The sequence below is a fragment of the Leptospira chreensis genome, from assembly GCF_016919165.1.
GTDB classification, from domain to species: domain Bacteria; phylum Spirochaetota; class Leptospiria; order Leptospirales; family Leptospiraceae; genus Leptospira_A; species Leptospira_A chreensis.
The window spans coordinates 1-2,655 of record NZ_JAFFPS010000014.1 but is presented as its reverse complement, the minus strand read 5'-3'; the positions used below and the strand labels follow the sequence as shown (position 1 = coordinate 2,655).

General features: G+C 31.6%; 2 protein-coding genes. Both read left to right on the top strand.

The annotated features are described in order from the left end of the window. Window positions 1–400: 400 nt before the first annotated feature. Window positions 401–697 carry a hypothetical protein gene (locus JWG41_RS04685; protein ID WP_205268788.1) on the top strand — a complete coding sequence of 99 codons (297 nt, stop codon included), beginning with the start codon at window positions 401–403 and terminating at the stop codon, window positions 695–697. Window positions 698–950: 253 nt separating this feature from the next. Then, window positions 951–2,534: an AAA family ATPase gene (locus JWG41_RS04680; protein ID WP_205268787.1), complete on the top strand. Its 1,584-nt coding sequence runs from the start codon at window positions 951–953 to the stop codon at window positions 2,532–2,534. Window positions 2,535–2,655: the final 121 nt, after the last annotated feature.

Below are 2,655 nucleotides of genomic sequence, written 5' to 3'. Positions count from 1 at the left end.
GGCAAATTTCCCGCTACTCCTAACGCCTCTAAAGAGGCTCAGGGCGGGAAACTTCGGGAAGCCTACTTCGTTATGCGTAATCAGAAAAAACAATTCAAAAGAGAACTAACAAGAAAATAAGTCGATAAATACAAATATTGAATCAAATAAGAAACAAAACATTTCAAAATGATTTAATGAATTATAGTAAATAGAAAAAAAAAATACAACAAAAGTAATGGCTCAAGAAATTCGAATTATACGGCACTCTCTATTAAATACCTAAAAAAAATTTTTAAAATGCTCCATTGAGCAAATTATTTGAATAAATCTTTGAATAACTAAACTCATCCAAATTAGCAATCTAAACACAAACGTAAATTCAACTATGACATTAAATTTTAACAAAACGGAAAACTAAATGAAACTCTTAAATATTTTTATAATTTCTCTATGCTTAAACTGCTTTTTGGTTCCAAATAACCAATCTTCAAGAGATTTCTGCAAGGAAGGAACATCTCTAAAAACTGGGAAAAAATATGATAGAGACGTTATCTGTTCTTTTTCTTTAATTAATTCAAAAAAAGCAGAAGATCAAAATAATCAACAAATGAAAGATAGCGCTTTGGCAAATTGTTTATTAGCTCTTGAAGAATTAAAGAAATGCGATAAAGAAGAAAACATAAAATTTAGTCTAACCAATCCAGCTCAAAATTAATTTTAATCAAATTTTTGGATAAAAACAAGTTACTTACCAATATATTTAAACTTTCTGACTACGCATAACAGCGGCGAATCGCTTCGCTTCGGCACTGCCGGCCTCGCTTGGGCTGCGCCACATTCCTCTCCGTCACGCTTCTCGCTACGCAAGAAGGCGCGCCGACGCTAACGCCTCCTTCAGAGGCTCAGCTACGAGGAACGTCGATTAGCCTAGTTCGTTATACGCCATTTGTTAAAATTCAAAGGAATCAATGAAAGTAAAAAAAATAATATTAAAACAATTTAAACGATTTGATGATTTAACAATTGATTTAGGTGATAAACCATCTAAAATCATTGCACTAGTCGGGCCAAATGGATGCGGAAAGAGTTCAATTTTTGATGCGTTTGAAGAAAAATTAAAGGATATAAGAAATTTTGGTCAAGAGGAAGTTCATTATTATTCAAAATCACTTTATTCTAGCGATATAGAAAAAAGAAAACATCAATACAATAAGCACAATGCTATTCAAATATTTACAGACTTACCGAATAATCAATTATTAAGAAACAGTTTTTATATAAGGACAGCTTACAGATTTTCTTCAAAATTCAATGTACAAGATATTAAAGCGATGCCATCAGTTTTTGAACATAGAGATGAACCTATTAGTACAATTTCCCTTGATACTAGGCTCGAATCTAATTACAAAAGACTACTTGGTATGGCTTATTCAGAATTTTTTATTGGAATTAAAACTGGAGAACAAGTAAAAAATGAATTAATTGGAGATATCAATCGAATATTAATTAAGATTCTTGATATTGAGATATCAGATTTAGGAAATATTCTTGAAAAAAAAGGTCAGCTTTATTTCAAAAAAGGAAATTCTTTAAATTTTCCTTATGCAAATCTTTCTTCTGGTGAAAAAGAAGTCATCGATATCATTATGGATTTGATAATAAAATCTAAACAGTATGACAATACAGTAATATGCATAGACGAACCAGAACTTCACTTAAATACTTCTATCCAGAGAAAACTATTAATAGAAATAGAAAAATTAATACCAGAAACATGCCAGCTATGGGTTGCCACACATAGCATTGGTTTTCTAAGAGCAATTCAAGATGAATTGAAATCAAAATCACAAATTATTGACTTTTCAGAAGGAGATTTCTTTACAGGCACTCACACAATAAATCCAATCCAATTTTCCAGGAAAAATTGGCAGAGAATTTTTTCAACTGCTCTCGACGACCTGACACATTTGATAAGCCCGAGAAAAATTATATATTGCGAAGGGAATGAAAAAAAATCAAAAGATGGTAACGACTTAGGATTCGATGCAGATGTCTATAACACCATATTTTCTAATAAATATACTGATACTATTTTTGTATCAAGTGGAGGAAATACTGAATTAGATAAAAGAAGCGATATTGCCATTTCAATTTTGAATAAAGTATTCAAAGACCTTGAAATTTTAGTTTTAAAAGATCGCGATTTAGCTTCCGGAAAAATAGCGACCGAAAAGGATAGAAATTTATATTTAGAATCAAATCCAGCGAACCATCGAGTTTTAAAAAGATTTGAAATCGAAAATTATCTCTTTGATAAAGAAGTATTAATGAAATACAGTGAAGGTAATGGTCTTAATTTCGATGAATTTACATATGATCAGAAAATTACTGATATCCTTAATGATAATGTCAAGGATCAATTAAGTGTAATCAAGAATATATGTGGAATAAAAACCAGCATTAATGCAGAGGTATTCAAAAAATCGTTAGCTAAATTAATTACCGAAGATTCAAATATTTTTAAAGAATTAGAAGAATGTATATTCCAATAAAACAAACGGCGTATAACAACGTGGAAACGCTTCGCTTCGGCACTAGGCCTCGCTTGGGCTGCGCCACATTCCTCTCCGTCACGCTTCTCGCTCCGCAAGAAGACGCGCCGACGCTAACGCC